Annotated in this window: 19 protein-coding genes; 15 read left to right on the plus strand and 4 right to left on the minus strand. The window is 53.0% G+C overall.

What is annotated here, in order from left to right; translation table 11 throughout:
* Positions 1-115 precede the first annotated feature (115 nt).
* The 10 genes from lolA (at position 116) to GEAM_RS05110 (ending at position 12,752) form a co-directional block, all read left to right on the plus strand.
* Positions 116-727, plus strand: a complete 612-nt coding sequence (gene lolA, locus GEAM_RS05065) for an outer membrane lipoprotein periplasmic chaperone LolA (RefSeq protein WP_034789137.1) — start codon at positions 116-118, stop codon at positions 725-727.
* Positions 728-734: 7 nt separating this feature from the next.
* The gene (locus GEAM_RS05070; RefSeq protein ID WP_034789140.1) at positions 735-2,078 is read left to right on the plus strand and encodes a replication-associated recombination protein A; all 1,344 of its coding nucleotides are present in this window, start codon (positions 735-737) and stop codon (positions 2,076-2,078) included.
* 105 nt (positions 2,079-2,183) lie between these two features.
* Positions 2,184-3,476 carry a serine--tRNA ligase gene (gene serS, locus GEAM_RS05075; RefSeq protein WP_034789144.1) on the plus strand — a complete coding sequence of 431 codons (1,293 nt, stop codon included), beginning with the start codon at positions 2,184-2,186 and terminating at the stop codon, positions 3,474-3,476.
* A 285-nt stretch (positions 3,477-3,761) separates the two neighbouring features.
* Positions 3,762-6,215 (plus strand): selenate/tellurate reductase subunit YnfE, encoded by a 2,454-nt coding sequence (gene ynfE, locus GEAM_RS05080; protein WP_034789339.1) that lies wholly within the window; start codon positions 3,762-3,764, stop codon positions 6,213-6,215.
* A gap of 93 nt (positions 6,216-6,308) precedes the next feature.
* Positions 6,309-8,756, plus strand: a complete 2,448-nt coding sequence (dmsA, locus tag GEAM_RS05085) for a dimethylsulfoxide reductase subunit A (RefSeq protein WP_034789146.1) — start codon at positions 6,309-6,311, stop codon at positions 8,754-8,756.
* A gap of 11 nt (positions 8,757-8,767) precedes the next feature.
* Complete coding sequence (locus tag GEAM_RS05090; RefSeq protein ID WP_034789149.1) at positions 8,768-9,385, plus strand: DMSO/selenate family reductase complex B subunit; 618 nt, start codon at positions 8,768-8,770, stop codon at positions 9,383-9,385.
* 1 nt (position 9,386) lies between these two features.
* Positions 9,387-10,244 (plus strand): DmsC/YnfH family molybdoenzyme membrane anchor subunit, encoded by an 858-nt coding sequence (locus GEAM_RS05095; protein WP_034789152.1) that lies wholly within the window; start codon positions 9,387-9,389, stop codon positions 10,242-10,244.
* A gap of 54 nt (positions 10,245-10,298) precedes the next feature.
* Positions 10,299-10,907, plus strand: coding sequence for a Tat proofreading chaperone DmsD (gene dmsD, locus GEAM_RS05100; protein WP_034789155.1), 609 nt, complete (start codon positions 10,299-10,301; stop codon positions 10,905-10,907).
* Complete coding sequence (gene napF, locus GEAM_RS05105) at positions 10,907-11,467, plus strand: ferredoxin-type protein NapF (RefSeq protein ID WP_034789158.1); 561 nt, start codon at positions 10,907-10,909, stop codon at positions 11,465-11,467. Before dmsD ends, napF begins: the two co-directional genes overlap by 1 nt.
* Positions 11,468-11,606: 139 nt before the next feature.
* Positions 11,607-12,752 carry an MFS transporter gene (locus GEAM_RS05110; protein ID WP_034789163.1) on the plus strand — a complete coding sequence of 382 codons (1,146 nt, stop codon included), beginning with the start codon at positions 11,607-11,609 and terminating at the stop codon, positions 12,750-12,752.
* A 73-nt stretch (positions 12,753-12,825) separates the two neighbouring features.
* On the opposite strand, the gene pflA is transcribed toward GEAM_RS05110, so the two are convergent.
* The 4 genes from pflA to ycaO all read right to left on the minus strand — a co-directional run bounded on the left by pflA (position 12,826) and on the right by ycaO (position 19,348).
* A complete protein-coding gene (gene pflA, locus GEAM_RS05115; RefSeq protein ID WP_034789169.1) occupies positions 12,826-13,566 on the minus strand; it encodes a pyruvate formate lyase 1-activating protein in 741 nt (246 codons plus the stop codon).
* Positions 13,567-13,877: 311 nt separating this feature from the next.
* The gene (gene pflB, locus GEAM_RS05120; RefSeq protein WP_034789172.1) at positions 13,878-16,160 is read right to left on the minus strand and encodes a formate C-acetyltransferase; all 2,283 of its coding nucleotides are present in this window, start codon (positions 16,158-16,160) and stop codon (positions 13,878-13,880) included.
* 75 nt (positions 16,161-16,235) lie between these two features.
* The gene (gene focA, locus GEAM_RS05125) at positions 16,236-17,093 is read right to left on the minus strand and encodes a formate transporter FocA (protein WP_034789176.1); all 858 of its coding nucleotides are present in this window, start codon (positions 17,091-17,093) and stop codon (positions 16,236-16,238) included.
* A 491-nt stretch (positions 17,094-17,584) separates the two neighbouring features.
* Complete coding sequence (gene ycaO, locus GEAM_RS05130; protein ID WP_034789178.1) at positions 17,585-19,348, minus strand: 30S ribosomal protein S12 methylthiotransferase accessory factor YcaO; 1,764 nt, start codon at positions 19,346-19,348, stop codon at positions 17,585-17,587.
* 284 nt (positions 19,349-19,632) lie between these two features.
* On the opposite strand from ycaO, the gene serC reads away from it, so the two are divergent.
* From serC to ihfB, 5 genes are all read left to right on the plus strand, one after another.
* Positions 19,633-20,718, plus strand: a complete 1,086-nt coding sequence (gene serC, locus GEAM_RS05135) for a 3-phosphoserine/phosphohydroxythreonine transaminase (protein WP_034789181.1) — start codon at positions 19,633-19,635, stop codon at positions 20,716-20,718.
* A gap of 94 nt (positions 20,719-20,812) precedes the next feature.
* The gene (aroA, locus tag GEAM_RS05140) at positions 20,813-22,096 is read left to right on the plus strand and encodes a 3-phosphoshikimate 1-carboxyvinyltransferase (protein WP_034789184.1); all 1,284 of its coding nucleotides are present in this window, start codon (positions 20,813-20,815) and stop codon (positions 22,094-22,096) included.
* Between the two features lie 215 nt (positions 22,097-22,311).
* Positions 22,312-23,010 carry a (d)CMP kinase gene (gene cmk, locus GEAM_RS05145; protein ID WP_034789187.1) on the plus strand — a complete coding sequence of 233 codons (699 nt, stop codon included), beginning with the start codon at positions 22,312-22,314 and terminating at the stop codon, positions 23,008-23,010.
* Positions 23,011-23,168: 158 nt separating this feature from the next.
* Positions 23,169-24,842 (plus strand): 30S ribosomal protein S1, encoded by a 1,674-nt coding sequence (rpsA, locus tag GEAM_RS05150; RefSeq protein ID WP_100935605.1) that lies wholly within the window; start codon positions 23,169-23,171, stop codon positions 24,840-24,842.
* Positions 24,843-24,905: 63 nt separating this feature from the next.
* On the plus strand, positions 24,906-25,190 hold the full coding sequence (gene ihfB / locus GEAM_RS05155) for an integration host factor subunit beta (RefSeq protein WP_034789191.1): 285 nt from the start codon (positions 24,906-24,908) through the stop codon (positions 25,188-25,190).
* The last annotated feature ends 152 nt before the right edge of the window (positions 25,191-25,342 follow it).

Genomic DNA, 25,342 nt, shown 5'->3' on the forward strand with positions numbered 1-25,342 from the left:
TCAGACGAATGAGCTACCTTTGTGGTAGCGCCTCAGCTAGAGTTCGCAACATGGGCCTATGCGCCAGCGCATGGCAACGTCTGAATCGAAAAAGGTTTCTGAGGTAGAGATAAGAATGAAAAAATTGTTAGTTGTTGGTTGTTTATTGACAGCATTTACTTCCGCCTCGGTTTTAGCCGATGCCAGCAGTGATCTGAAAAGTCGCTTGGGCAAGCTGAATACTTTCCATGCCAGTTTCACGCAGACCGTAACCAGCGATGACGGCGCGGCCGTGCAGCAAGGTGAAGGCGAACTGTGGGTGAAACGTCCAAACCTGTTTAACTGGCACATGACGTCGCCAGACGAAAGCATTCTGGTTTCTGATGGTAAAACCCTGTGGTTCTACAATCCGTTCGTCGAACAAGTCACGGCAACTTGGCTGAAAAACGCCACGGGCAACACGCCGTTTATGCTGATCACCCGTAACGACAGCAGTGACTGGGCTAAGTACAACGTTAAGCAGAAAGGCGATGATTTCGAATTAACGCCAAAAACCGCAGCCGGTAATCTGAAGCAGTTTGCGATCACCGTAACGCCAACCGGCACCATCAAAAGCTTCACCGCGGTTGAGCAAGATGGTCAGAAAAGCGCGTACAGCCTGAAAGGCGAGCAGAACGCGTCAGTTGACGATGCCAAATTCAAATTTACACCGCCGAAAGGCGTGACGGTGGACGACCAGCGTCAGTGAGGTCCCTTTGAGTAATCTGTCACTCGATTTTTCCCACAATGAGTTCCAGCCACTGGCCGCAAGAATGCGGCCAGTTTCACTTGCAGAATACATCGGCCAGCAGCATCTACTAGCCGCAGGCAAGCCGCTACCGCGCGCGATAGAAGCGGGGCAGCTGCATTCGATGATTTTGTGGGGGCCGCCGGGGACTGGGAAAACGACGCTGGCGGAGCTGATAGGGCGCTACGCCAACGCTGACGTCGAGCGTATCTCGGCGGTCACCTCGGGCATTAAAGAGATCCGCGAAGCCATTGAGCGCGCGCGGCAAAATCGCGACGCGGGCCGTCGCACCATTCTCTTTGTGGACGAGGTGCACCGTTTCAACAAAAGCCAGCAAGACGCCTTCTTGCCGCACATTGAAGATGGCACCATCACCTTCATTGGCGCGACCACCGAAAATCCCTCTTTTGAGTTGAATTCGGCACTGTTGTCCCGTGCCCGCGTCTATTTGCTCAAATCGCTGACTGCCGAAGATATTGAAAAAGTCATCGAGCAGGCGCTGACCAACAAAGAGCGCGGCTATGCGGACCAGAAAATTGTGGTTCCCGCTGAGACTCGCCGCATGCTGGCGGAGCTGGTCAATGGCGATGCGCGTCGCGCGTTAAACAGCATTGAGATGATGGCCGACATGGCCGAAATCGACAAAAAAGGTGTGAGAACCCTGACGCCCGAATTGTTGAAAGAGATCTCCGGTGAGCGCAGCGCGCGCTTCGACAATAAAGGTGACCGGTATTACGATTTAATCTCCGCGCTGCATAAATCGGTGCGCGGTTCATCCCCTGACGCCGCGCTGTACTGGTACGCGCGTATCATCACCGCCGGTGGCGACCCGCTCTATGTGGCGCGCCGACTGTTAGCCATTGCATCCGAAGATGTGGGTAACGCTGACCCGCGCGGTATGCAGGTGGCGATTGCCGCTTGGGACTGCTTCACCCGCGTCGGCCCGGCAGAGGGCGAACGGGCGATTGCGCAGGCGATTGTCTATCTAGCCTGTGCGCCAAAAAGTAATGCTGTTTACACGGCTTTTAAAGCCGCGATGCGCGACGCCCGTGAACAGTCTGATTACGACGTTCCAGAGCATTTACGCAATGCACCAACCAAGCTTATGAAGGAAATGGGGCTGGGCGCTGAGTACCGTTATGCGCATGACGAACCCAATGCCTACGCCGCCGGGGAGAACTATTTCCCGCCACAAATGGCCAACACCCAGTACTATTATCCTTCTCCTCGCGGTCTGGAGGGTAAGATTGGTGAAAAGCTGGCATGGTTGACTGAACAAGATCAAAATAGCCCGACAAAACGCTACCGCTAATATTGCTGTTGCGGTAAGGTTACTTCTGATAACTCTTTGACATGCTGCCTATTCAGGCGGCGTGCTTCATCTAATTCACACTAAAACAACACGTACAGGATTAGCATGCTCGATCCCAATCTGCTGCGTAATGAGCTAGACGCAGTTGCAGAAAAACTGGCTCGCAGAGGTTTTAAACTCGATGTGGAAACGCTGCGTTCTCAAGAAGAACGTCGCAAGGTCTTGCAAGTAGAAACGGAAACTCTGCAAGCGGAACGTAACGCACGATCGAAATCGATCGGTGCAGCGAAAGCCCGTGGCGAAGACATCGAACCCCTGCGTCAGGAAGTTAATGAACTGGGTGAGAGACTGGATGCTGCGAAAGCAGAACTTGATGCTTTGCAGACGGCTATTCGCGACATCGCGTCTGCCATTCCGAACCTGCCAGATGACTCTGTTCCTGCGGGCAAAGACGAAAACGATAACCAGGAAGTTACTCGCTGGGGCACTCCGCGCCAGTACGGCTTTGAAGTTCGCGACCACGTTTCACTGGGCGAGCTGGCCGGTGGCCTTGATTTCGCTTCCGCGGTTAAGCTGACGGGTTCACGCTTCGTGGTGATGAAAGGGCAGATTGCTCGCATGCACCGTGCTCTGTCCCAGTTTATGCTGGACTTGCACACTGAGCAGCACGGCTACAGCGAAACCTACGTGCCTTACTTGGTTAACCAAGACACGCTGTTCGGCACCGGGCAATTGCCGAAGTTTGGTGAAGACTTGTTCCACACCAAGCCTTTGGGCGAAGAAGCCGGAAGCAGCAACTACGCGCTGATCCCAACGGCTGAAGTTCCGCTGACCAACCTGCTGCGCGACGAAATTGTTGAAGAAGAGTCACTGCCAATCAAACTGACTGCGCATACTCCGTGCTTCCGCTCCGAAGCGGGCTCTTACGGTCGTGACACCCGTGGTCTGATCCGTATGCACCAGTTCGACAAAGTTGAGATGGTGCAGATTGTTCGCCCGGAAGACTCAATGCAAGCTCTGGAAGAGCTGACTGCGCATGCTGAAAAAGTGTTGCAGCTGCTCAATCTGCCATACCGCAAAGTGCTGCTGTGTACTGGCGATATGGGCTTTGGCTCAACCAAGACTTATGACTTAGAAGTCTGGTTGCCAGCGCAGGACACTTACCGCGAAATCTCTTCCTGCTCCAACATGGGTGATTTCCAGGCTCGTCGCATGCAGGCTCGCTGCCGCAGCAAAACTGAGAAGAAGCCGCGTCTGGTTCATACCCTGAACGGTTCTGGTTTAGCGGTTGGCCGTACTCTGGTTGCCGTGCTGGAAAACTATCAGTTGGAAGATGGCCGCATTGAAGTGCCAGAAGTTCTGCGCCCGTACATGCGCGGTCTGGAAGTCATCGGCTAATACCGCTGTATAATTTACAATATAGCGACAAGGCGCCTACGGGCGCCTTTTTTACGCCGTAAGTGTGCGCCACACGAAAGAATTCACTGCGTCGTGTAATCAAAGCCCTCCTTTCTTGATAGCAAACAAAGTTTGCTAACCACTAATGAGTAATATCCCCTGCGTAAGAGTGGGTATAAATCATCTCATCATAACGTCTTAGCCCGCTCTCCCTTACCTGATAACTGATCTTCAATGCCCGTGACGACATGGACTCGCTATCAGGAACATCACATGGAGCAGAGCATGCGGGATAAAAAGTCACCACAATCTGGCGAAAAAGGCGGTATCAGCCGCCGCACCTTAATGAAATCCTCGACACTCGCCGGGCTAGCCTTGGCTTCCGGGAGTGTCAGCTTGCCTTTCAGCCGCAAAGCCGTTGCCGGAGCGATACAAACCTCGGCGCACCCAACCTCGGAAAAAGTGGTGTGGGGCGCGTGCTCGGTCAACTGCGGCAGCCGCTGCGCCTTGCGACTGCACGTGCGCGACGAAGAAGTCTATTGGGTAGAAACTGACAACACCGGCCATGACCAATATGGTGACCATCAGGTGCGCGCCTGCCTGCGCGGCCGATCCATTCGCCGCCGTATGAACCACCCCGAGCGACTCAACTACCCGATGAAACGAGTTGGTAAACGCGGCGAGGGCAAATTCAAACGCATCAGCTGGGAAGAAGCCTTCGACGAAATTGCCAATAACCTGAAGCGAATTGTCGCCAAGTACGGCAATGAAGCAGTTTATATCAACTATACGTCCGGCATTGTCGGCGGCAATATCACCCGTTCCTCGCCCTATGCCTCTTTAGTCGCCCGCCTGATGAACTGCTACGGCGGCTTCCTCAGCCATTACGGCACTTACAGTACCGCGCAGATCAGCTGCGCCATGCCATACACTTACGGCAGTAACGACGGCAACAGCACCTCTGATATTGAAAACAGCAAGCTGGTGGTGCTTTTCGGCAACAATCCGGCGGAAACGCGCATGAGCGGCGGCGGGATCACTTACTACCTTGAGCAGGCCCGCGAGCGATCTAACGCGCGCATGATTGTCATCGATCCGCGCTATACCGACACCGCCGCCGGGCGCGAAGATGAGTGGATCCCCATCCGTCCGGGCACCGACGCCGCGCTGGTCGCGGGTCTGGCGCACGTGTTAATCACTGAGGATTTGGTCGATCAAGCTTTCCTCGACACTTACTGCATCGGCTATGACCAGAAAACCCTGCCGCAAGGTGCGCCGGAGAACAGCCACTACAAAGCTTATATTTTGGGTGCGGGCGATGATGCTACGGCGAAAACGCCTGAGTGGGCGTCGCGCATTACCGGTATTCCTGCCGAGCGCATTATCAAGCTGGCGCGCGAGATGGGTCAGGCGAAACCGGCCTATATTTCTCAGGGCTGGGGGCCGCAGCGTCAGGCCAACGGCGAGCTGACTTCGCGGGCCATCGCCATGCTGCCGATCCTGACTGGCAACGTGGGGATTAACGGTGGTAACAGCGGGGCACGTGAGTCCACCTACACCATCACCATTGAGCGCATGCCGGTGTTAACCAATCCGGTGAAGACGCAGATTTCCTGCTTTAGCTGGACCGATGCCATCTTCCGTGGCCCGGAAATGACCGCCGAAAGAGATGGCGTTCGCGGCAAAGCCAAGCTGGACGTGCCCATCAAGTTCATCTGGAACTACGCTGGCAACACCATTACCAACCAGCACTCTGACATCAACAAAACCCACGACATTCTGCAAGACGACAACCAGTGCGAAATGATTGTCGTGTTGGAAAACTTCATGACCTCCTCGGCGAAATATGCCGACATCCTGCTGCCAGACCTGATGACAACCGAGCAGGAGGACATCATCCCGAATGATTACGCGGGCAACATGGGGTATCTGATTTTCATTCAGCCCGCCACCAAACCTAAGTTTGAGCGCAAAGGCATTTACGAGGTGATGAGTGAAGTCGCCCGCCGCCTTGGTCCAGAGGTACACAGCAAGTTCACGGAAAATCGTACCCAGCGCGAATGGCTTCAGCATCTGTACGCCAAAATGCTCGTCAAAGACCCGGCGTTACCGGCCTATGAAGAGCTGCGCCAGATGGGCATCTATAAGCGTAAAGACCCAAATGGTCACTTTGTCGCTTATAAGAAATTCCGCGAAGATCCGCAGGCTAATCCGCTGAAAACTCCTTCGGGCAAGATTGAGATCTACTCTTCGGCGCTAGCGGATATCGCCTCGCGCTGGGAGTTGGAAAAAGATGAAATCATCAGCCCTCTGCCGGTTTACGCCTCCACCTTTGAAGGCTGGGATGACCCGCTGCGCAGCCAATATCCACTGCAAATGTTCGGCTTCCACTACAAGGCGCGTACCCACTCGACCTACGGCAATATCGACATTTTGCAAGCCGCCTGCCGTCAGGAAGTGTGGATCAACCCACTGGATGCGCAGAGTCGCGGCATTAAAAACGGCGACGCGGTGCGCGTGTTCAACGGGCGCGGAGAAGTGCGCGTGGCCGCCAAGGTGACGCCGAGGATCATGCCGGGCGTAGTGGCAATGGGGCAGGGAGCTTGGCATCAGGCCAACATGGCCGGGGATCGCGTCGATCACGGTGCTTGCATGAACACCCTGACAACGCATCGCGCTTCGCCGTTAGCCAAGGGCAATCCGCAACATACCAATTTGATTCAAATAGAAAAAGTGTAAGTCGAGGCAAGGGACAAAGAGATCCATTGCCCATCTAGCCATACCCAAGTTTCGCCTCTGGGCAATACCCGTGAGGATATTTAGGAGCAAGTAATGTCGATAAACAAACAAGGGAAAGCGTCGCAGGGCGCGGGGCTAAGCCGCCGCACCTTGATGAAAAGTTCCGCTCTGGTCGGGCTGGCCGCCGCTGCCGGTGGCATCTCGTTGCCATTCCGTCAGGCGCGGGCCGACAAGGCACCGGTCGCGGCTGCGGCTGAGAAAGAGAAGGTGGTCTGGAGCGCCTGTACCGTAAACTGCGGCAGCCGCTGCCCGCTGCGCATGCACGTGGTCGACGGTGAAATCCGCTATGTGGAAACCGACAACACCGGCAATGACGATTATGAAGGGCTGCATCAGGTTCGAGCCTGTCTGCGCGGTCGCTCCATGCGCCGCCGAGTGTATAACCCGGACCGCCTGAAATACCCGATGAAGCGAGTCGGCGCGCGCGGCGAAGGTAAATTCGTGCGCATCAGCTGGGAAGAGGCTTTCGACACTATTGCTGGCAGCATGAAGAAGATCATCAGCCAGTACGGCAACGAAGCGATTTACCTCAACTACGGCACCGGCACGCTGGGCGGCACCATGACCCGCTCATGGCCGCCGGGCGCGACCTTGATTGCCCGCCTGATGAACTGCTGCGGCGGCTACCTCAACCATTATGGCGACTACAGCTCGGCGCAGATTGCCGAAGGGCTGAACTACACCTACGGCGGCTGGGCGGATGGCAACAGCCCGTCGGACATCGAAAACAGCAAACTGGTGGTGCTGTTTGGCAACAACCCCGGCGAAACGCGGATGAGCGGCGGCGGGGTGACTTACTACATTGAGCAGGCGCGGCAAAAATCCAAGGCGCGGATGATTATCATCGATCCGCGTTACACCGACACCGGCGCAGGCCGCGAAGATGAGTGGCTGCCGATCCGTCCAGGCACTGACGCCGCGCTCGCCGCCGCGCTGGCTCACGTGATGATCAGCGAAAATCTGGTGGATCAGCCTTTCCTCGACAAATACTGCGTCGGCTATGACGAGAAAACCCTTCCCGCTGGCGCACCGAAGAATGGTCACTATAAAGCCTATATTCTCGGGCAGGGCGCGGACGGTATCGCTAAAACGCCAAGCTGGGCGGCGAAAATCACCGGCATTTCGGCAGATAAAATTATCAAGCTCGGCCGCGAGATTGGGCAAGCCAAACCGGCCTTTATCACCCAAGGCTGGGGGCCACAGCGCCACTCCAATGGTGAAATCGCCACTCGCGCCATTGCTATGCTAGCGATTTTAACTGGCAACGTGGGCATTAACGGCGGTAACTCAGGCGCTCGCGAAGGCTCCTACAGCCTGCCTTTCGTACGCATGCCGACCTTCGAAAACCCGGTCCAGACCAGCATTTCGATGTTTATGTGGACCGACGCGATTTACCGTGCCACGGAAATGACCGCCACCCGCGACGGCGTGCGCGGCAAAGAGAAGCTGGATGTGCCGATCAAGTTCATCTGGAACTATGCCGGTAACTGCCTGATAAACCAGCACTCCGACATCAACCGCACCCACGACATTCTTCAGGACGACAAGCAGTGCGAGATGATTGTGGTGATTGATAACCACATGACTTCTTCGGCCAAATACGCCGATATCGTGCTGCCGGACTGCACCGCCTCTGAGCAGATGGATTTCTGCCTCGACGCCTCGGCGGGCAACATGTCTTACGTGATTTTTGCCGATCAGGCCATCAAGCCGCGTTTTGAATGCAAAAATATTTATGAGATGACCAGCGAGCTGGCGAAACGCATGGACGTGGAGCAGAAGTTCACCGAAGGGCGGACGCAGGAAGAGTGGCTGCGCCATCTCTATCTGCAATCTATGAAAGCTATTCCGGCACTGCCTGATTTCGACACTTTCCGCCAGCAGGGCATGTTTAAACAACGCGACCCGCAGGGCCATCACGTGGCGTATAAAGCCTTCCGCGAAGACCCGGTGGCGAATCCGCTGGAGACAGCCTCCGGCAAAATCGAAATCTATTCAGCCCAACTGGCGGATATCGCCGCCAAGTGGCAGTTGGAAAAAGACGACGTGATCGACCCGCTGCCAATCTACGCCGCCGGTTTTGAAAACTACGACGATCCGCTGGCCAGCACCTATCCGCTGCAACTTACCGGCTTCCACTACAAGGCCCGCGTTCACTCCACCTACGGCAACGTCGACTTGCTCAAAGCGGCCTGCCGCCAAGAGATGTGGATCAATCCACTGGACGCCGCCGCGCGGGGGATCAGCAATGGCGACATGATCCGCATTTTCAATGCGCGTGGCGAAGTGCAAATTGCTGCCAAAGTCACGCCGCGCATGATGCCGGGCGTAGTAGCGCTGGGGGAAGGGGCGTGGTACTCGCCGGACAGCAAGCGAATCGACCGCGCAGGCAGCATCAACGTTCTGACTTCACAACGGCCTTCACCTCTGGCGAAAGGTAATCCTTCTCATACCAACCTTGTGCAAGTGGCGAAGGTTTAAGGGACTAAGTTATGACAACCCAATACGGTTTTTATATAGATTCAAGCCGCTGCACCGGGTGCAAAACCTGCGAGCTGGCCTGTAAAGACTTCAAAAACTTAACGCCGGACGTCAATTTCCGCCGCATTTATGAATATGCCGGCGGTGACTGGCAGCAAGACGGCGACGGCTGGCATCAAAACGTTTATGCCTACTATCTCTCTATCTCCTGCAACCACTGCGAAGACCCGGCTTGTACCAAAGTCTGCCCGAGCGGCGCGATGCATAAACGCGAAGATGGCTTCGTGGTGGTCAATGAAGAAGTGTGCATCGGCTGCCGCTATTGCCACATGGCCTGTCCTTACGGCGCGCCGCAGTACAACGCGGCCAAAGGGCATATGACCAAGTGTGATGGCTGCTACGAGCGGATTGCCGAAGGCAAAAAGCCAATTTGCGTGGAATCTTGCCCGCTGCGCGCGCTGGATATGGCACCGATTGAAGAGCTTCGCGAGAAATACGGCACGCTGGCGCAGGTGGCTCCGCTGCCGGGCTCGCACTTCACCAAGCCAAATATTGTGATTAAGCCGAACGCCAATAGCCGCCCGGTGGGCGACACCACGGGTTACTTAGCTAATCCGAAGGAGGTTTAAGATGGGAAACGGATGGCATGAATGGCCTTTGATGGTCTTTACGGTATTAGGCCAGTGCGTGGTCGGCGGCTTTATCGTGCTGGCGATTGCGCTATTGGGCAATAGAACGCGTGAAGAGACGCGCCGCATTCACCTCTCGATGTTCTTCCTGTGGGTGCTGATGGCGGTGGCGTTTATCGCTTCAGTGCTGCACTTGGGGTCGCCGCTGCGCGCCTTCAACTCGCTAAATCGCCTTGGCGCATCGCCGCTGAGTAATGAGATTGGCAGCGGCTCGCTGTTCTTCGCCTTGGGTGGCATTTATTGGCTGCTGGCGGTGTTGAATAAGATGCCGCAGGCGCTGGGCAAAGTCTGGCTGGTGGTCACTATGCTGGCGGGCGTTGGCTTTGTTTACGCCATGTGCCGGGTGTATGAAATCGACACCGTGCCGACATGGGACAATGCTTTCACGGCGCTCAACTTTGCTCTTACCGTGCTGATTGGCGGCCCGCTGCTGGGCTATTTGCTGCTGCGCGGCGCGAACATCCAAGGGTGCGGACTTAGGCTGCTGCCGATGATTAGCGTGGTGGCGCTGGTGGCGAGTGTCGCGGTGATGATGATGCAAAGCGCGACGCTTGCGAGCATTAACAGCTCGGTTCAGGCGGCTTCTGCGCTTATCCCGCAATATGGCGCGCTGTCGGTGTGGCGCGTGGTGCTGGTGGTGCTCGGGCTGGGCTGCTGGATTTGTCCATTGGTGATGCGTAAACGCCCGGCGGTCGCCTCGCTTGTCCTGGCCTTTGTGCTGGTGTTTGCCGGAGAGCTGATTGGTCGCGCCATTTTCTATGGTTTGCATATGACCGTGGGTGTTGCCATCGGCAGCTAAGCTTCACACGGCCCGTGCTGTCGCGAGGCGGCGCGGGCTAAATAAGAGTTAACTATGTCTACTGAAACTATCGCCGTCACCGGCAAAGTGCTGGGCGCACTGCTTTACTTCCCACCCGATTCACCGCAGGTTTCCCCGCTGATTCAATGGCTGCAAGAGGGAGCGTGGAAAAGCGAATGGCCCTATTTAACGGCTGAGTCTGCGGCGGAAATCGAGGCTTTGTTGCAGCAGAGTTTGGCGGAGGAAGAGTCCTGCGAAGAGGCGTTTCAGCGGCTGTTTGTCGGGCCATATGCCTTGCCAGCTCCGCCTTGGGGCTCAGTCTATCTGGACAAAGAGAGCGTGCTGTTTGGCGATTCAACCCTCAAACTGCGCGAGTGGATGCGCCAGCGCGGCATTGAACCTCAGCTCGCACAGGCCGAGCCTGAAGACCATATTGGCTTAATGCTGATGATGGCTAGCTGGCTGGCGGAGAATGACGCCCAGCATCTGGACGCGTTTTTGGCCGAGCACCTGCTGCCTTGGTCTTCGCGCTATCTGGCCTTGCTCGAGCTGGGGGCGATTCACCCGTTTTATCGGGCCGTGGCGCGTCTGGCGCAGACCACGCTTGAGGGCTGGCAGCCGTTGTGCTCACTGGCCGTGGTTGAGCAGGAGCTTTACCGCTAATGAGCGATTCGCGTGATGCCAATTACTACCAGGCGTGGATGAGTTCGCGGGAAGTTAGCCGTCGCGGGCTGTTTCGCGGCTTCTTCGCCTCCGGCCAGCGCGCGGTTGAAGACAATCGCGACGCCGGCGTGTTAGTCCGCCAGTGCGCCCGCCCGCCACAGGCGGTTGCCGAGCCGCTGTTTTTGCAGGCGTGCGATGGCTGCGGGGCCTGCCGCGATGCTTGCCCGATGGGCATTATTTCCGTGGAGCAGGGCAAGGCAACGCTGCAAATTGAGTATGCCGAGTGTGATTTTTGCGGGGCGTGCACTCAGGCCTGCCAGCGCGGGGCATTAGAGGCCAGCGTGGTGATGGACAGCGGGCTGCGCCCGGTTATTTCGCAGCATTGTCTGGGACGCCTCGATAACTTGTGCAGAATGTGTGAAATAGCCTGTCCGCGGACGGCAATATTTTTTAATCAACATAATCAACCGGCGATAAATAACGATAACTGTAACGGCTGCGGTAAATGCAAACTTGTTTGTTATCATGGTGATATCACTTTGTCGTTGCAGGCTTCATAAGTTCTTTCGGCAGGATTGATTAGCGTTTTAAATCATCGACCCACAGCTTGTGCTGATACCGATTTTCAGCCAATTGACTTTTAAATCGCCAGTGGCATGATGCGCGCAATTTCTTCGCTTCTTGGTCGCCAACTTCCCTATGTCCGCCTACTCTCGCCCGGTAATTTTATTATTATGTGGGCTACTTTTGCTGACGGTTTCTATCGCTGTACTCAGTACACTAGTGCCGCTTTGGCTCAGCCATGAAATGCTGCCAACCTGGCAAGTCGGACTGGTGAGTTCATCCTATTATTCCGGCAACCTGGTGGGTACGCTGATCGCGGGTGCGGTGATTAAGAAGCTAGGGTTCAACCGCAGTTATTACCTATCCTGCATGGTATTTGCCGCCGCGACCGCCGGGCTGGCTCTGTCAATGAGCTTCTGGAGCTGGATCAGCTGGCGTTTTATGGCAGGTGTCGGCTGTGCGCTGATTTGGGTTATCGTCGAAAGCGCCTTGCTGCGCAGCGGCACCGTGCGCAACCGTGGTCAGCTTCTTGCGGCCTACATGATTGTTTATTACATCGGCACCGTGGTGGGGCAGTTGATGCTCGGCGTGGTGTCGACTGAGCTGTTCAGCGTGCTGCCGTGGGTGACCTCGATTATCGCCATTTCTATTCTGCCGCTGCTGTTCACCCAGATAACCAATCAGGACAGCGAGCAGCCGCGCACCTCTATTTGGCCGATGCTAAAACGCCGCAGTGCGCGCTTGGGCATTAACGGCTGTGTTATTTCAGGGATTATCCTCGGCTCGCTGTACGGCTTAATGCCGTTGTTCCTCAACCATCAGGGCATGAGTGATGCTGACGTGGGCTACTGGATGGCGCTGCTAGTCAGTTCGGGCATTATTGGTCAGTGGCCGGTAGGGCGCTTGGCCGACCGTTATGGTCGCCTGATTGTGCTTCGCGTGCAGGTGTTTGTGGTTATTCTTGGCAGTATTGCGATGCTCAGTGGCTACGCCATGGCGCCAACGCTGTTTATCCTCGGCTGCGCAGGCTTTACTCTCTATCCGGTGGCGATGTCGTGGGCCTGTGAGAAGGTCAATCCAGAAGAGCTGGTGGCGATGAATCAGGCATTGTTGATGAGTTACACCATCGGCAGCCTTGCGGGGCCAACCATGACCGCGATGCTGATGCAAAACTATTCCGACCGTTTACTGTTTGTGATGATTGCCGCCGTGGCCTTGGTTTATCTGGTGGTGCTGCTGCGCAAAGCAGACAAACATCAGACGCCGGTGGCGACCGCCTAACGGCAACGTGCTAAACATCAGACAAAAAAAAGCCCGAAGATTCGGGCTTTTTTGTTTTGCGGAAACTGAAGTCTCAGTACATCACTTTGTGACCGTAGCCTTCAAGAATGCCTTTCACTCTGTCCATGATCTCTTTGGTTGGCGGGTTTACGCCGTCCAGACCGTAAGTCTCGCCCATGGCGGTCCATTTGTGCTTGCCCAACTCGTGGTAAGGCAGCAGCTCAATCTTCTCGATATTGGTCATATCTTTGGTGAACTCACCCAGCAGGTGCGCCGATTTGTCATCATCTGACCAGCCCGGCACCACCACGTAACGGATCCAAGTGCGCTGATTGCGTTTTGCCAGATAACGGGCAAATTCCAGCGTGCGGTGGTTCGACACGCCAACCAGATTCTGGTGGATATCGTCATTCATCTGTTTGAGGTCGAGCATGACCAAGTCTGTCACGTCGAGCAGCTCATCAATCACTGGGTCGTAGCGACGCACAAACCCGTTGGTGTCGAGACAGGTATTGATGCCTTCTTTCTGGCATGCGCGGAACCAGTCGCGAACGAATTCAGCTTGCAGGATCGCCTCGCCACCCGAAGCCGTAACCCCGCCGCCAGAGGCATTCATGAAGTGGCGATAGGTGACCACTTCACTCATTAAATCTTCAACATTGATCTCTTTGCCTCCATGGGTGTCCCACGTATCGCGGTTGTGGCAATACATGCAACGCATCAGGCAACCCTGGAAGAACACAATAAAACGTATGCCTGGGCCATCTACCGTGCCACAGGATTCATAAGAGTGGATGCGACCTTGAACTGACATTGCGGGTTTTTCTCCAATATTGACCAATAAGTTGCAGTCTAAATGCGCGGATGCTGGCCTGGCAGAGATAAACTGAAAGTGATCCCATATCCTTGAGGATTCTCTGGTTACTACTCATTAATAATAACAGACTATTAGTAAGGTTGATTGTTATAGCATCGCGGATTTGCTTTGCCAGCAGCCTTTGTTACTAAGGCTCTGGCGAAGCAGACTCATTTATAAAGTCTTAATCAAAGAGCAGGACTTGATGTTAAAAAGGCTCCACGGGTGTGGAGCCTTTATGTTTTACGGCGGGCTTACCGCCGTTTTACTTACAGCGTTTTGGTGAAGGTACGGGTGATCACGTCTTGCTGTTGTTCTTTGGTCAGCGAGTTGAAGCGCACTGCGTAACCGGATACACGGATGGTCAATTGCGGATATTTTTCCGGATTTTCCATCGCGTCTAACAGCATTTCACGGTTCATCACGTTGACGTTCAGGTGCTGACCGCCTTCGATATTTGATTCGTGGTGGAAGTAACCATCCATCAAGCCAGCAAGGTTGGCTTTACGCACATCATCATCTTTACCCAGCGCGTTTGGCACGATGGAGAAGGTGTATGAGATACCGTCTTTCGCGTAAGCAAATGGCAGTTTCGCGACGGAGGTCAGAGAGGCAACCGCACCTTTCTGGTCACGACCGTGCATTGGGTTGGCACCCGGACCGAATGGAGCACCGGCGCGGCGACCATCTGGAGTGTTACCGGTTTTCTTACCGTAAACCACGTTAGAGGTGATGGTAAGAACAGACTGCGTTGCCACAGCGCCGCGGTAGGTACGCAGTTTCTGAATTTTCTTCATGAAACGTTCTACCAGGTCACACGCGATGTCATCTACGCGAGCATCGTTGTTACCGAACTGCGGATATTCACCTTCGATTTTGAAGTCAGTCGCCAGACCGTCTTCGTCACGAATAGTAGTCACTTTGGCGTATTTGATGGCAGACAGGGAGTCGGCAGCCACGGACAGGCCGGCGATACCACATGCCATGGTGCGATAAACATCACGGTCGTGCAGCGCCATCAATGCAGCTTCGTAGCTGTATTTGTCGTGCATGTAGTGAATGATGTTCAGCGCAGTCACGTACTGTTTAGCCAACCAATCCATGAAGTGGTCCATGCGGTCGATGACTTTGTCATAGTCCAGCACGTCGTCCATCATTGGCGCTTCTTTCGGGCCAACCTGGATTTTCATTTTTTCATCAACGCCGCCGTTGATAGCGTACAACATGGTTTTCGCCAAGTTGGCACGTGCGCCGAAGAACTGCATTTGTTTACCAACAACCATTGGGCTTACGCAGCAAGCAATTGCGTAGTCATCGTTGTTGAAGTCAGGACGCATCAGGTCATCGTTTTCATACTGTACGGATGAAGTATCGATAGAGACTTTCGCTGCGTATTTTTTGAAGTTCAGTGGCAGTTTTTCTGACCACAGGATGGTCATGTTTGGTTCCGGTGAAGGACCCATGGTGTACAGGGTGTTCAGGAAGCGGAAGCTGTTTTTGGTAACCAGAGTACGACCATCAACGCCCATACCTGCCAGAGATTCTGTTGCCCAGATTGGGTCACCGGAGAACAGTTCATCGTACTCAGGAGTACGCAGGAAGCGAACCATACGTAGTTTCATAACCAAGTGGTCAATCAGCTCTTGCGCCGCTTCTTCAGTCAGGGTGCCGGCTTTGATATCACGTTCGATGAACACGTCAAGGAAGGTAGATACGCGGCCGAAGGACATTGCTGCACCGTTCTGGGATTTAACCGCAGCCAAATAGCCGAAGTAAGTCCACTGAACCGCTTCTTGTGCGTTAGTTGCCGGACCGGAAATGTCGTAGCCATATTTGGCTGCCATTTCTTTAATCTGGCCCAGTGCGCGGTGTTGCTCAGAAATCTCTTCGCGCAGTTGGATGGTCATTTCCAGATTCACGCCATTTTCCAGGTCATTTTGCAGAGACTGGAACTGTGCGTATTTGTCAGCCATCAGGTAATCAATACCGTACAGCGCAACGCGACGGTAGTCACCGATGATACGACCACGGCCATAAGCATCTGGCAGACCGGTCAGAACACCGGATTTACGGCAGTTCAGGATGTCTTTGGTGTAAACATCGAAAACGCCTTGGTTGTGAGTTTTGCGGTATTCAGTGAAGACTTTTTTCAGCGCTGGATCCAGTTCACGACCATAAACTTTACATGAACCTTCAACCATCTTGATGCCGCCGAATGGGATCAGGGCACGTTTCAGAGGGGCGTCTGTTTGCAGACCGACGATAGTCTCAAGAGATTTGTTGATGTAGCCCGCGTCGTGAGAGGTGATAGTTGCCGCGACATCGGTATCAAAATCGACTGGAGCATGAGTGCTGTTCTCCAGTTTGATGCCTTCCATCACTTTTTCCCACAGGGTAGAAGTCGCTTCAGTTGCGCCAGCTAAGAAAGACTCATCACCTTCATATGGGGTGTAGTTTTTCTGGATGAAGTCACGGACGTTAACTTCATTCTGCCATTCGCCAGCACTAAAACCTTGCCATGCGTTGGTCAATTTTTCATTGAGCTTGGACATTATGCACCTACCTTCTAATTTGGCTTTCTTTATAAATCGGTTTGTAAACTTGTCGTGACCAGCTATCCACAGAACTTAGTGTTTATGCTCATCACGGAGATAAATTACCCAGTACGTCAATCCGACCATTAAACCGCCGCCAATGATGTTGCCGATGGTGACTGGGATCAGGTTGTCGATAATAAAGTTACTGACATTCAACTCTGCAAACTGTGCAGGTGTAGAACCAATCGCCTGCCAGAACTCAGGGGAGGCGAAGTTTTTAATCACGATACCAAGAGGGATCATAAACATGTTGGCGATACTGTGTTCGAAGCCGCTGGCAACGAACATGCCGACAGGGAGGATCATGGCGAACATCTTGTCCATCAGGCTGCGGCCGGAGTAACTCATCCACACTGCCAGACAGACCATCAGGTTAGCCAGAATGCCGAGGCATACGGCTTCAATAAATGTGTGATGCATTTTATGGTCGGCGGTTTGTAGGACGTTCAGCCCCCACAGGCCGTTATCAACCATATATTCACCAGAGAACCAGATGAGAGCGACGAAGAACAGTGCGCCAATCAAGTTACCAATATAGACATTGACCCAGTTACACGCCAATTGACCCCATGTGATCCGGCCGCTAGCTTTGGCTATCACAATCAGTACAGTCGAGGTGAAGAGGTCAGCGCCGCACACCACGACCAACATCAGGCCGAGAGAGAAGCAGATACCACCGACTAATTTAGCCAGACCGTACGGGACAGCGGCGGTGCCAGTGGTTGAAGTGATATAGAAAACAAAAGCAATGGAAATAAAGACACCAGCGGTTATCGCTAAATAGAATGTTTTCAGCGGTTGTTTAGTGGCTTTATATACGCCAGCATCTTCGGCGACTTTCGCTGTAGCTGCGGGTAACAATAAATTGAAGGGGTTGTCAGCTTTCACAGTAACTCTCTCTGTAAGGGTTATCTACTGCACAACGAGATACTAGCAAAGCAGTATAACGTAAAAATTGACTTGGATCATAAGGGGGGGTTATAGCTGAGGTTCAACCTTCTACTAAAGGAGTAATTTACAGTTTATCTTTTTGATAAATAACGAATAAAAACATTTTAAATATTACAAAAAAAGTTGAATTTCGTTTTTTAGCATGCCAATGAACTGTTAAAAAATGAGGTGTAATGTAATGAAAACATTTCTTATTGTTCAGAATGTCGGCGTTATTTTGGCTATTTAGCCAAACTGAAATAAAAAATAAGCGTGAAGATTATAAATAGTTAGGGCGCAAAATTAAGTCTTAAATTGAATTAGTAGCCAAATAATTATGTTGATGGTTTTTTATTGTTCATAGCGCGTTCAGATTTTTGGTATCGAAGGATAAAAAAACCGGCAGACAGGCTACCGGTTTGGATTTACTCAATAATGCGCGAAGCGAATTACTTCTTCAGCCAGTAACGGCGTTTTGCCGCTTGCAGCTTCTCGTAGGCCGCCAATAGCCCCTGATGGGATGGCAAGGCTTTCAGGTCAGCATCTACCGCAAACAGCCCATAGAAGCGCTCTTCGCCGCTAATTGCCGCGGACGCGTGATCGACAGCATCCTGACCGTACATTTTGACGAATGCGCCATAGTACTGGGCCGGGTCACGATCTTCTTCCAATGAGAGTTGCAGCAGGGTTTGCAGGCAACGGTAGTAGTTGTTGCGCTCATCGCTGTATACGGAGGAGTTAAACTCGTGCGCCCACTCGGCCCAAGTCAGCGCCTGATCCAAGTCGCCACCGGCCAGTGCCAGCATGGATTTAAGCTCACCCACGCGCAGGGTGTACCAGCCGTTGTCTTTGCCGCTGGCAATGCCCAGCAACTCGCGAACGCGGGTGAAGTCGTCCAGACCTTCGTCGTCCATCTGGGTGATCATTTCCAGATAGGTTTCCTGTGGGAAATCGCTGTCTGGCAGAGCTAACAGCTGCTCGCGCAAGTGTGCGCCCATGCTGTTGTTGGCTAACAGCAGGTCTTCCGCCGGGTAGATGTCTGACATGCCAGGCACGATGATGCGGCACGCGTAAACGTCTAAGTGCTCGTAATCAGCGATATACACTTCAGCATCTTCTTTATCGAAGATGGCCATCAGCGTGGCGAACTCTTCTTCGGTGGTGCCGCTGAAGCTCCAGTCTGCAAACGGATAGTCGGCATCTTTCTTGAACAGATCCCATGAGATCAGGCCGCTTGAATCGATGAAGTGAGTTTCCAAGTTGGCGTGTTCAGCCACTTCTTCATCATCGAAGGTTGGCGCAGTGAAGACGTCGAGGTCTTTCAGGCTGCGGCCTTGCAGCAGTTCGGTCACGGTACGTTCCAGCGCCACGCCAAAGTCCGGGTGCGCGCCGAAAGAGGCGAAGCAGGTGCCGTTAGATGGGTTGAACAGCACCACGCAGATAACCGGATAGTTGCCGCCCAGCGAGGCGTCATAAGAAAGGATTGGGAAACCTTCTTCTTCCAGCTTGGCAATGGCTTCAACCACGCCCGGATAGCGCGCCAGCACCTCAGCAGGAATTTCCGGCAGGCTGATTGACTCAGCAATAATACGGTTTTTAACGTAACGCTCGAAAACTTCTGACAGCCCCTGAACGCGCGCTTCGTTAGCGGTGTTACCCGCTGACATGCCGTTGGAAACGTATAAGTTGCCGATGATGTTCATCGGGATATACACGGTTTGCAGGTCAGACTGGCGAGTGAACGGCAGGGCGCAGATACCGCGCTCTGGGTTGCCGGACTGAAGGTCTACCAAATCGCTGCCGGTAAGCTCTTTATCGGCATCATAGAAATCATGCAGACGCTCATCCAGAATCCCCGCTGGCAGGCTGTTGTCCGCCGGGATTGGGAACCATTTTTCATTGGGATAATGCACGAAATCGCCGTTGGCAATCTCTTTACCCAGATAGAAATCGGCGAAGAAATAGTTGGTCGACAGACGCTCGAAATATTCACCTAAAGCAGAAGCCAATGCCGCTTTTTTACTGGCGCCTTTACCGTTGGTAAAGCAGAGCGGGCAGTCGCGATCGCGAATATGTACCGACCAAACGTGGGGTACAGGATTCAGCCATGAAGCTTCTTCAATATTGAAACCGAGGTCGGCGAGTTTTTGTTGGAAGCGGGAAATGGAGTCTTCCAGCGCTGCGTCTTTACCAGGAATAAAAGTTTGCGTCATTGAGTTCACTTTTGAGCGTTCTAAAAACGCGCAATGATACGGGGTTTTGGCCTATAGCTCCACGTATTCATACAGGTATTGCGTGCGCGGGATAAAGCATCAGCAACATAGTCTTTATTTTTCATTTTTTAACGATTTAAACGCGGTGAATGGGGGGGATATTCAAACGACAGCAATGTGATCCTGCTCTCAGGAACAATAAGCGTTGCAGACTGCTTGTATCGAATGATAAAACCGTTAAATTGATTGTATCGATGGTTAGCTCAGTGGAGTGGTGAGGGGAAATGACTCAGGTTTATAATTTCAGTGCAGGTCCGGCAATGATCCCGGCAGAAGTGTTACGTCGTGCGCAACAAGAGTTATGTGATTGGCATGGTTTGGGCACGTCGGTGATGGAAATCAGTCACCGCAGTAAAGAGTTTATTCAGGTTGCCGAAGAGTCCGAACGTGACATTCGCGAGCTGATGAATATCCCCTCGAACTATAAAGTGCTGTTCTGCCACGGCGGCGCGCGCGCGCAATTCGCTGCGATCCCACTGAACTTACTGGGTGACAAAACCTCGGCTGACTATATCGACGGCGGTTACTGGGCCCACAGCGCGGTAAACGAAGCGCAGAAATACTGTACACCAAATGTTATCGACGTGACGACCACCGTCGACGGCAAACGCGGCATTCTGCCGATGAGCCAGTGGGCGTTGAACAAGGATGCTGCCTACGTTCACTACTGCCCGAACGAAACCATTGATGGCGTGGCGATTGATGAAGTGCCTGACTTTGGCGACAAAATCGTTATTGCTGACTACTCGTCTTCCATCCTGTCTCGCCCGGTAGATGTGAGCCGCTTTGGCGTGATTTACGCTGGGGCGCAGAAAAACATCGGCCCAGCTGGCCTGACATTAGTTATCGTGCGCGAAGATTTGCTGGGCCGTGCTCGCAAAGAGTTGCCTTCGATCCTTGATTACACCGTGCTGGCTGAAAATGACTCCATGTTCAACACGCCGCCGACCTTCGCTTGGTACTTGTCCGGCATGGTCTTCAAATGGCTGAAAGAGCAGGGCGGCTTGGTAGCAATGGAGCAGCGTAACCGGGCGAAAGCTGAGCTACTTTATGGCACTATTGACCGTTCTGATTTCTATCGTAACGAAGTGGCTCAGGCCAACCGTTCGTGGATGAACGTGCCATTCCAAATGGCGGATGCTTCTCTGGACAAACTGTTCTTAGAACAGTCTCAGAAAGCCGGTCTGCATGCGCTTAAAGGGCACCGCGTTGTTGGCGGCATGCGCGCATCGATCTATAACGCGATGCCGATTGAAGGTGTTAAAGCATTGACCGACTTCATGGCTGATTTCGAGAAAAGCCACGGTTAATCATTTGTAAAAATCGCCGTGTTTATCGCGGCTTAAAAATGACCCCGGCCTGAAATCCGGGGTCATTTTATGCATAAAGAATAATGGAGAAAGCGTGGAATCCCTGACATTACAACCCGTTGCATTGGTTAACGGCACTATCAATTTACCGGGCTCAAAAAGTGTTTCCAACCGTGCACTTTTGCTGGCGGCCTTTGCGCAGGGTACAACCCGCTTAAATAACTTACTCGACAGCGACGACGTGCGTCATATGCTCAATGCACTGACCAAACTGGGCGTGACTCACCGCCTGTCAGCTGACCGCACGCATTGTGATATTGACGGTTTAGCAGGGGCTTTTCAGCCTTCTGAAGCCTTAGAGCTGTTTTTAGGCAACGCTGGCACTGCCATGCGCCCGCTGGCTGCTGCACTGTGCCTTGGCGCCCATGACGTGGTGCTGACTGGCGAGCCGCGCATGAAAGAGCGCCCGATTGGCCATCTGGTTGATGCTTTGCGTCAGGGCGGAGCGGACGTTGAGTATCTCGAGCAAGAAGATTATCCACCGGTGCGCCTGCGCGGCGGATTCAAAGGCGGCGAAGTCACCGTGGATGGCAGCGTTTCCAGTCAGTTCTTGACCGCGTTGCTGATGACCGCGCCTCTGGCCGAAGCCGATACCACTATTCGTATCAAAGGTGATTTGGTTTCCAAGCCTTACATCGATATCACCCTGAACCTGATGAAGACCTTCGGCGTGACGGTTGATAACCAGAACTACCAACAGTTCCGCATCAAAGGCCAGCAGACCTATGTCTCTCCGGGCAACTATTTAGTTGAGGGCGACGCTTCTTCGGCTTCTTACTTCTTGGCTGCGGCAGCTATCAAGGGTGGCACCGTTCGCGTGACCGGCATTGGTAAGAACAGCATGCAGGGCGACATTCGCTTTGCCGACGTGCTGGAGAAAATGGGCGCGAAAATCACCTGGGCCGAAGACTTTATCGAATGCACCCGTGGCTCTCTGACCGGCATTGATATGGACATGAACCATATCCCTGACGCCGCGATGACCATTGCTACCACCGCGCTGTTTGCTCAAGGCCCGACGACCTTACGCAACATCTATAACTGGCGCGTGAAAGAGACTGACCGTCTGGCGGCTATGGCTACCGAGCTGCGCAAAGTGGGGGCAACCGTCGAGGAAGGCGAGGATTACATCCGCGTTGAGCCTCCGCAGTCTCTGACTTTCGCCGAGATTGGCACCTATAACGACCACCGCATGGCGATGTGCTTCTCGCTGGTGGCGCTGTCGGATACGCCGGTGACCATTCTTGACCCGAAATGCACCGCGAAAACTTTCCCTGACTATTTCGACAGACTGGCTGGCATCAGCACTCTGGCGTAATTCTCAAGCTGTATCTGGGTTTCAGCGATAACGGGCATCAGTCGATGCCCGTTTTTTTATGCCGTAATGAACTATTCTTCTTCAGACATAGTCTGCTTTTTCGCCAACTGATTGCTGTGGGGTAACAGTTGACGCAAAGGCAGCGTATAATGCCGCTCCTGAATTAGCCTTATCGGGTTAATGATGAGGGTTTACCCCACCCAAAGGAGACAGAAATGACGGCTTTAGCCCCGGTAATTACCGTTGATGGGCCAAGTGGCGCAGGTAAAGGCACCTTGTGCAAGGCGCTGGCAGAGGCTCTGGAATGGCGTTTGCTGGACTCTGGTGCAATTTATCGCGTTTTAGCACTGGCTGCTTTACATCATCAGGTTGATATTGTCTCTGAAGATGCTTTGGTGCCGCTCGCCGCACACCTTGATGTGCGTTTTGTGGCTCAGGATGGGCAATTAAAAGTGATTTTAGAAGGTGAGGATGTCAGTAATGAAATCCGCACCGAAACCGTAGGAAACACGGCGTCGCAGGCGGCCGCTTTCCCTCGTGTTCGCGAAGCGTTATTGCGTCGCCAGCGCGCATTCCGCGAAGCGCCGGGATTGATTGCCGATGGCCGAGATATGGGCACCGTGGTGTTCCCCGACGCGCCGGTAAAGATATTCTTAGACGCCAGCCCGGAAGAACGTGCAAACAGAAGAATGCTACAGTTGCAGGAAAAGGGCTTTAGTGTTAACTTTGAACGTCTTTTAGCCGAGATAAAGGAACGGGATGACCGTGACCGTCATCGTGCTATAGCGCCTTTGGTCGCTGCTTCTGACGCACTTTTGCTGGATTCAACCAGCATGTCGATTGAAGAAGTTATCCAACGAGCGTTGGCTTATGCCACTGAAATTCTAGGATTGCCGCAAAAACAAACCCGGTGATCGAGCTTGTTAACTGGTGCTGAATAAAGGTTCAGCGCCAGTTTTAGCTATAGTTTTTTTTAACCTCGCCGCAAGGATCTGTAGCGGGGCATTTGAAACAACCCCATCCAGCAGGATGCCAGATGGACGTTAAACTTAAGAACCTAAAGATTATCAACATGACTGAATCTTTTGCTCAACTCTTTGAAGAATCCTTAAAAACAATCGAAACCCGTCCGGGTTCCATCGTTCGTGGCGTTGTTGTGTCTATCGACAAAGACGTAGTACTGGTTGACGCCGGTCTGAAATCTGAGTCCGCTATTCCAGCAGAGCAGTTCAAAAACGCACAGGGCGAACTGGAAATCCAGGTTGGCGACGAAGTTGATGTTGCGCTGGACGCTGTTGAAGACGGCTTCGGTGAAACTCTGCTGTCCCGTGAAAAAGCTAAACGTCATGAAGCATGGCTGATGCTGGAAAAAGCTTACGAAGAAGCTGCAACTGTTACCGGTGTTATCAACGGTAAAGTTAAGGGCGGTTTCACTGTTGAGCTGAACGGTATTCGTGCGTTCCTGCCAGGTTCACTGGTAGACGTTCGTCCGGTACGCGACACGCTGCATCTCGAAGGCAAAGATCTTGAGTTCAAAGTCATCAAACTGGACCAGAAACGCAACAACGTTGTTGTTTCTCGCCGTGCAGTAATTGAGTCTGAGAACAGCGCAGAGCGCGATCAACTGCTGGAAAACCTGCAGGAAGGCATGGAAGTTAAAGGTATCGTTAAGAACCTCACTGACTACGGTGCATTCGTTGATCTGGGCGGCGTTGATGGCCTGTTGCACATCACTGATATGGCTTGGAAACGTGTTAAACACCCAAGCGAAATCGTCAACGTTGGCGACGAAATCACTGTTAAAGTTCTGAAATTTGACCGTGAGCGTACTCGTGTGTCCCTTGGCCTGAAACAGCTGGGCGAAGATCCATGGGTTGCTATCGCTAAACGTTACCCAGAAGGTACTAAACTGACTGGTCGCGTTACTAACCTGACTGATTACGGCTGCTTCGTAGAAATCGAAGAAGGCGTTGAAGGTCTGGTTCACGTTTCTGAAATGGACTGGACTAACAAAAACATCCACCCATCTAAAGTTGTTAACGTGGGCGATGTAGTTGAAGTTATGGTTCTGGATATCGACGAAGAACGTCGTCGTATCTCCCTGGGTCTGAAGCAATGTAAAGCTAACCCATGGCAGCAATTCGCAGAAACTCACAACAAAAACGACCGTGTTGAAGGTAAAATCAAGTCAATCACTGACTTCGGTATCTTCATTGGTCTGGACGGCGGCATCGACGGCCTGGTTCACCTGTCTGACATCTCCTGGAACGTTGCAGGCGAAGAAGCAGTTCGTGAATACAAAAAAGGCGACGAAATCGCAGCTGTTGTTCTGCAAGTTGACGCAGAGCGCGAGCGTATTTCCCTGGGCGTGAAGCAACTGGCTGAAGATCCGTTCAATAACTACCTGTCTGTTAACAAGAAAGGTACTATTGTTACTGGTAAAGTCACAGCAGTTGACGCCAAAGGTGCTACAGTTGAATTGGCAGGCGGTGTAGAAGGTTACCTGCGTGCTTCTGAAGCTTCTCGCGACCGTATTGAAGACGCAACTCTGGTTCTGAGCGTTGGTGATGAAGTTGAAGCTAAATTCACCGGTGTTGATCGTAAGAACCGCGTAGTAAGCCTGTCCGTCCGTGCTAAGGATGAGTCAGACGAGAAAGAAGCAATCGCCGTGGTTAACAACAAACCAGACGAAAGCAACTTCTCTAATGCTATGGCTGAAGCGTTCAAAGCGGCAAAAGGCGAGTAATGACGGGGGGCGGTATTTATATCGCCCCGATACGGTAGTTTAGCTGCAAAGCTTGGAGGTAATATGACCAAGTCTGAACTTATTGAAAGACTTGCTGGCCAGCACTCTCATGTCCCGGCGAAAGCCATTGAGGATGCAGTGAAAGAGATGCTTGAACATATGGCTGCAACTTTAGCTGATGGCGAACGCATTGAGATCCGTGGGTTTGGCAGTTTTTCTCTTCACTACCGTGCTCCGCGTGTTGGTCGTAACCCAAAAACTGGCGACAAAGTGGAGTTGGACGGTAAGTACGTTCCGCATTTCAAGCCGGGCAAAGAGTTGCGCGATCGCGCGAATATTTATGGTTAAGACTTCGGTCTGACATAAATTCTGCCTATAGCGAACCAAAAACGGTGTCTTTTTAAGACACCGTTTTTTTATTTGTGCCTATCTCACCTCACAATTGCGTGACGCCTCGCATCCTTCCTCTCTGACGCTTGTTCTCTCAATCCCGCAAAAAC

It is taken from the genome of Ewingella americana ATCC 33852 (assembly GCF_000735345.1).
Lineage (GTDB): Bacteria > Pseudomonadota > Gammaproteobacteria > Enterobacterales > Enterobacteriaceae > Ewingella > Ewingella americana.

What these genes read in the sequence shown, in the direction of transcription:
- lolA (WP_034789137.1), top strand. Translation starts at nt 116, where the DNA reads ATGAAAAAATTGTTAGTTGTTGGTTGTTTATTGACAGCATTTACTTCC.
- dmsD (WP_034789155.1), top strand. Translation starts at nt 10,299, where the DNA reads ATGTCTACTGAAACTATCGCCGTCACCGGCAAAGTGCTGGGCGCACTG.
- ihfB (WP_034789191.1), top strand. Translation starts at nt 24,906, where the DNA reads ATGACCAAGTCTGAACTTATTGAAAGACTTGCTGGCCAGCACTCTCAT.
- pflA (WP_034789169.1), bottom strand. Translation starts at nt 13,566, where the DNA reads ATGTCAGTTCAAGGTCGCATCCACTCTTATGAATCCTGTGGCACGGTA.
- GEAM_RS05095 (WP_034789152.1), top strand. Translation starts at nt 9,387, where the DNA reads ATGGGAAACGGATGGCATGAATGGCCTTTGATGGTCTTTACGGTATTA.
- serS (WP_034789144.1), top strand. Translation starts at nt 2,184, where the DNA reads ATGCTCGATCCCAATCTGCTGCGTAATGAGCTAGACGCAGTTGCAGAA.
- napF (WP_034789158.1), top strand. Translation starts at nt 10,907, where the DNA reads ATGAGCGATTCGCGTGATGCCAATTACTACCAGGCGTGGATGAGTTCG.
- rpsA (WP_100935605.1), top strand. Translation starts at nt 23,169, where the DNA reads ATGACTGAATCTTTTGCTCAACTCTTTGAAGAATCCTTAAAAACAATC.
- pflB (WP_034789172.1), bottom strand. Translation starts at nt 16,160, where the DNA reads ATGTCCAAGCTCAATGAAAAATTGACCAACGCATGGCAAGGTTTTAGT.
- dmsA (WP_034789146.1), top strand. Translation starts at nt 6,309, where the DNA reads ATGTCGATAAACAAACAAGGGAAAGCGTCGCAGGGCGCGGGGCTAAGC.
- ycaO (WP_034789178.1), bottom strand. Translation starts at nt 19,348, where the DNA reads ATGACGCAAACTTTTATTCCTGGTAAAGACGCAGCGCTGGAAGACTCC.
- GEAM_RS05110 (WP_034789163.1), top strand. Translation starts at nt 11,607, where the DNA reads ATGTCCGCCTACTCTCGCCCGGTAATTTTATTATTATGTGGGCTACTT.
- ynfE (WP_034789339.1), top strand. Translation starts at nt 3,762, where the DNA reads ATGCGGGATAAAAAGTCACCACAATCTGGCGAAAAAGGCGGTATCAGC.
- cmk (WP_034789187.1), top strand. Translation starts at nt 22,312, where the DNA reads ATGACGGCTTTAGCCCCGGTAATTACCGTTGATGGGCCAAGTGGCGCA.
- serC (WP_034789181.1), top strand. Translation starts at nt 19,633, where the DNA reads ATGACTCAGGTTTATAATTTCAGTGCAGGTCCGGCAATGATCCCGGCA.
- GEAM_RS05090 (WP_034789149.1), top strand. Translation starts at nt 8,768, where the DNA reads ATGACAACCCAATACGGTTTTTATATAGATTCAAGCCGCTGCACCGGG.